The organism is Pseudarthrobacter enclensis (assembly GCF_001457025.1).
Taxonomy (GTDB): domain Bacteria; phylum Actinomycetota; class Actinomycetes; order Actinomycetales; family Micrococcaceae; genus Arthrobacter; species Arthrobacter enclensis.
In genome coordinates this window covers 1-5,493 of sequence record NZ_KQ758613.1, presented here as the reverse complement: position 1 = coordinate 5,493, position 5,493 = coordinate 1, and the positions used below count along the sequence as shown (strand labels likewise).

At 66.3% G+C, this 5,493-nt stretch carries 2 protein-coding genes; both read right to left on the bottom strand.

Annotated elements, in window-relative coordinates:
- Positions 1–204, bottom strand: a 204-nt coding sequence (locus tag AS031_RS20240; protein WP_218918370.1) for a hypothetical protein, incomplete at its 3' end; no start/stop codon positions are given.
- Between the two features lie 163 nt (positions 205–367).
- Positions 368–5,493 (bottom strand): Ig-like domain-containing protein (locus AS031_RS19315; RefSeq protein ID WP_058269793.1); only part of this gene is annotated, 5,126 nt, incomplete at its 5' end.

Below are 5,493 nucleotides of genomic sequence, written 5' to 3'. Positions count from 1 at the left end.
CGGATAATTCAACCGCCCCACAGCATTCTTCGACTTCGACACCACCCACACACCACCATCATTCAAATCCACCTCAGTGGTCCTGAACCCCGGATACAGCACGGCTCCAGTCACCACGACGGCCACTGCAGCGCCGAATGCGGTGCCGGTGACAATCTTCTTGTGGCGCCGTTTCAGCCCAAGTTTCCCCAGTAGACGTGTCACAGCGAAATGTATCCCTCAGTAGTGTGGCGGCCCCCCGGCCGAAATCCCCAAAAACCCGGTATCGGGCTCTCTGTTCCCCGCGCAAGCCTACCCAAGGGGGCAAGGGTCCGCGATGGGCAGTTGTCCCCCGGCGCCTGACCTGCGGCTTCATGGATTTGGCGTGTCAGCATGGGGGTGCTCCCAGCCCTGCGGGGTCCGGAAGATTGGTGTGCCCCGCGATGACATAACGGCCCACGTTACGGTAGGAGCCCGACTCGACCCGCCACCAGCGGATAATGCCGTTGCCGGACCAGTTGTCGTCCTGGTCGATGTAGCACTTGACCACGATCCGGCCCTGGTCGGCGGAGTAGAACCAAGGAGGGTTGTTGCCGCCGACCCGGTCGCAGTCGTTGTAGGGACTGGGCCGGTAGTTTGATCCGCCAAGCGTGTAGCTGCAGGAGCGCACCACCACGCCGGGATTCATCGTGGTCTCCCAGAGCCCTTGTTTTCCGGAGGTTGCCGTCGCAGTGGCGATGCCACTTGCGGTTCCCACGGAATTCAGGGTCTGGACCTCGATGGTGCGCCTCTGTTGCCAGCCACCGGTGTTGATGGTCCTGCTCCCGGAAGCTGCCACGTTCTCCCAGCCGCCGCCGTTGATCCTGATCTTGGTGCTCGCAACGTCGTTCGTCGCGGTGGACGGGGACGACCACCGCAGGGTCACCGATTGGTCATTGACGCCGCCGTCCTGTCCTGAAGCGGACGGCGTCCCCGGAGACCCGTAAGGCGTTGCCGACGCCGGGGCGCTCGCGTTGGAGCTCGGCGCCACGGTGGAGTTGGCAATGACGGTGATGCTCACCTGGGTGCCGTTGGCGAAGCCGCCGATGGTTTGCCCGGGGCTGATGGGGCCGCTGGCACCATTGCTGGCGTTGTAGCTGTAGCTGACCTCGTTCTCGGCAGAGCCGTTGCGTTCAGCTGCCGTCAGCCGGCGGAAGTCGACCGTGACCGACCGGCCGGCACCGCCGGTGTTGGCCGGCGTGGCGTTGACGCCGGACACCTGGCCGAGCTTTCCGGTGGCACGGCGGGGAGCCGACGGAGGGCTGACTGCACCCTTGCCCGCTTTGTTCTCCGCCTGCACGGTGAACGTGTACGCCACTTCGGAGTTGTCCGCCGTGAAGTTGGCGGAGCGGACCGTGCCTGGAATGGTCTGCGTTTGGTCCGGCCGGCCGCCGCCGGACATCGTGACGTAGTAGGCGCTGATGGCGTCACCGTTGGTATTGGGTTCAGCCCAGCTCACCCGCAGCTGGTTCTGGGTTCCCACTGACGACGCCACGGAGGAGGTGGGGGCGGCGGGGGCCGCCGGCACGCCGGCCGGGTTGTCTTCGGCGGAATAGGTACCCCAGTCGGAGGGCCCCAGCTCGTTGACCGCCTGCGCGCGCACCTTGTACTTCACGCCGTTGGTCAGCCCGGTCCACGTGTAGTTGAGGCCTGCCACCTCGTTTCTGACGGCGACGCCGTTGGCGGGCGGAGGCGAGATCTCCAGGTTGTAGTGCTTGACCGGGGAGCCTTCCGTCCGGGCGGCGGGCCAGTTGATGACCATGTTCTTGTCGCCGGCCTTGACACTTGGCGCTTCCGGCGGGGAGGGCTTCTCGTCGGGCCGGATCTCGTTCGACTGCGGTGACGGCTGCGACTCCCCCACCTCGTTGGTTGCCTTGACGGTGAAGACGTACTTCACGTTGTTGGTCAGGCCGGAGAGGGTGCAGGTGGTGGTGGGGCACTTCTGCTGGAACCCGTTGTTGGATTCCACCGTGTACTCGCTGATGGCGGCGCCGTTGTCCGACGGCGGCGCCCACTTGAGCACGGCGGTCCGGCTTCGGACGTCGGTCGCCGAGGGGGCGGACGGCGCGTCGGGCTCGCTGCGCACCGTGAGTCGCACCCGGCCGTCCACCTGGCGGGAAAGGTCACCGGTCTTGTCGGCGATGGTGTAGCGGACCACCATGACGCCTTTGAATCCGTCTGCCGGGGTGATGGTGAGGGAGTCGCCGTTGATGGTGGGCTGGCCCTGGGCGGAGCCGGTTTCGACGCTGGTGCCGACGATCTTCAGGGGCGTGTCGCTGAAGGGGTTGACGTCGTTGGCCAGGACGTTGACCGTCTCGGGCCGGCCAGCGTTGGCTTTCTCGACCACGTCGTCGTTGGCTATGGGCATGGGCCGGTTGGAGGCCACGTGCCGCACCTGGATGGTGGCCGTCACCGCGGGCGAGCGTCCGTCGGTCACGGTGGCCTGGATGTTGCCCGTCACGCCGACTCCCACGGAGTTTTCCGCGCTGACGCTGAGGACCGTGCCGTCGAGCTTCGCGCTGAAGCCCGGGGGCGGCGGGCCCTCAAGGGAGAACTTGAGGTTGCCCTGGTCCCGTTCGTCAACGTCGGCTGCGAGGGGGCCAAGGTCCAGGGTGGCGGTTTCCGTCTTGGGAATGTCCAGGGATGCGCCCCGGAACGTGGGCGGGGTGTTGGCCTCGTCCGGGTCCGGGATAACGTTGGTCATGATGACCAGGGTCGACTTCAGTCCGTCGGGATCGTCGGGCCCGGAGCCGTCGGTGACTTCGAAGGTGATGGAGCCCGGCCCCGCGTAACCGGGCCGCGCAGCGTAGCGGAGGCCTTCGCCTTCACCAATGATCACGTTATCCGGGGCGGCGCCCAGCACCTTGACGGAATCGGCCACGGTGATCCTGGGCCGGCGGCCATCCCGCACCCTGACGTAGTCGTCCAGGTCCAGGGTGATGTCCTTCCCGGCCATGACCTCCACAGTTTCGGTGTTGGACAGCGTTGGGTACTGTGCTCCCTGGCCCGGCACCCAGATCACGGCCGTTGCGGTGAGGCCGTCGGTGTCGGTCACCGTGTACGGAATCAGCTGGTCTTCGGGCGTCAGGTTGACCACCACGTTCCCGGCCCCGCCAACGCGTGCGTTGGGGTTGGCGTCCGGAAGGCTGATCTGCAGTTCGGAGGCCACGCCGTCGGGGTCGGAGTCGTTCTTCAGGACCGGTACGTCGATGGCCGTCTTACCCAGGGTTTCGGCCAGCGTGACCCTGTCGTCCTTGGCGATGGGTCGCTTCAGTTCGGCGTCCGCGCTGACCCGGACCCGGATCACGGCGCTGGCCTGGGCCTTCTTGTCATCCTGGATGCGGTAACGGATGCTCTCGTTGCCTTCCACTGCCGGGGCGGTGAAGAGCACCTTGGCGCCGTCAGCAACTTCTACGTTCAGCTCCGGCCGGGCTTCGAACCCGTCGGTCAGCAGGGAAATGGGGTCGCCGTCGGGGTCCGAGTCGTTGGCCAGGGCGTCTACGGCGACGTTCCTGCCCGGCCGAACGTCCACGGCGTCGTCCACGGCAATGGGGTTCTGGTTGATCGCTTCCGGCGGTGCAACGCCCACAATGACGGTGCCGGTGTTTTCGGCGCCAATCCGGTCACGGACTCGGTAGGTGAACGTGTCTGTGCCCGCCGCGTCACCGGCTGCGGTGTATTCGAGGTACCCGTCGCGGACCACGGCGGTACCCATCCCCGCGGCCTTGTCGATACCGATCAACTGGACAGAGTCCCCGTCAGAATCGATGCCGTCCAAGGGTACGGGGATCTTGACGGTCATGCCCGCCACCACGCGACCGGTGAGGTTGCGCGGTTCGGGGCGGCTGTTCCGTTCGTCGTCGCGCGCCAGGATGCGGATGGTGACCTGTTGGGAGTCCACCTGCCCGGACTCATTGCGGACTTTGTAGATGGCGTAGACCGTTTTGGCCTCGGACCCCGCGATGAACCGAAGCTGGTCCCCGGCCACGAAGGTCCGTCCGTCAGCTTCGTCCGGAACCTGGGCGAGCTCGGGCACGAGGGTCAGCTTTCCGCCGTTGGGGTCTGTGTCGTTGTCGAGGACCGGGATGGAGACGACGTCCCCGACCCGGACGGTGGCTTCGTCGGGCTTTGCCTGGGGCGCCTGGAGTTTCGTCGGCGCCGGGACCACGACGACGGCGATCTCGCCTGTAGCGGAAGATCGTCCGTTGGAAATGGTGTACTTCAGCGTCAGCTGGCCTTGGGCGCGAAGGTCGGTAATGCGGACCACCGAGTGGTCCAGGACGGACACGCTGACCGGCAGCGAATCGTCGGCTGTCACCGACTGGACTACCAGGACACCGCCGGAGGGATCGGAGTCGTTGCCGAGCACATCGACCAGGACGCTGCCACCGGTGGGCAGCAGGGCGATGTCCCGTACGGCGACGGGGGCTCCGGCGTCGTTGCCGGCCACGACGTCGACCCTGACCAGTTGCACTGCACTGGCGGGCCCGTTGGTCACCAGGTATTCAACGTAGTGCGCTCCCGGAACGTCGGACGTGAAGCTGAAGGTCTGCTGGTCGGCGCCAATGACCGCCCTGGACTGCTCGTCAGCACTCACCTGCGCGAGGCGGAGCGCGCCGCCTTGGGGGTCGATGTCGTTCTTGAGTGGTGCGATCACCGTCGGGGCACCGGCGACTGCCACCACATGGTCTGCGTTGGCGATGGGCGGGAGGGCCCCGGCGGGGCGGACGTCGACGGTGATCCGGCCTTCGGTGGTGGCCTGGCCATCGGAGATGCCCACGGTGAGGACCTTGCGGCCCGGCGATGTGCCGCTGTCCTGGAAGGAGAGCTGCCCGTCGGGGCGGATGCGGACCTGGTCGAGGGGGTCGGGACTGGAGACCGACGTGGCGTAGAGGTCGTCGCCGTCGGGGTCGATCCAGTCCGTAAGGATGTTCCGGGTGACCGATTTGCCCTGCTGGACCACCATGGTGGTGTCACGGTTCGGCTTTTGCGCCGGTGCCTTGTTTTCCGTCAGCGGGACAACGCGCAGCGAGACTTCGGCGGTGGCGGAAAGCCCTCGGCCGTCGTCCACCGTGTATTTGAACGTTTCGCTGCCGGTCTTGTCTGCGGGCACGGCGACCTGGAACCCTGTGCTGCCGTAGATCGTCGACAACGCGCCCAGGCGGATGTCGTCGGGCCGGCGCACTGTGAGGATGTCGCCGTCGGGGTCCGTGTCGTTATCCAGGACCGGGAGGACGGTGGTTTTTCCGGCCCGGACGCCGTAGCTGTCCGGCTGGGCGACGGGCGGGCTGTTGGGTTTGGTGCGGTCCGGGAGGACTGTCTGCTGGACTTCGTCCGCGGAGTCCTTGTCGGCGTCGTCCGAGGTTTCCTTAGGGGGAATGACGTCGTCCCAGTTGTTCACCAGCTGCATGTTCTGGTTCACCAGCCACACATTGCCCGAGTTCACATCATTAAGGACCACCAGGTCCCGGTTCA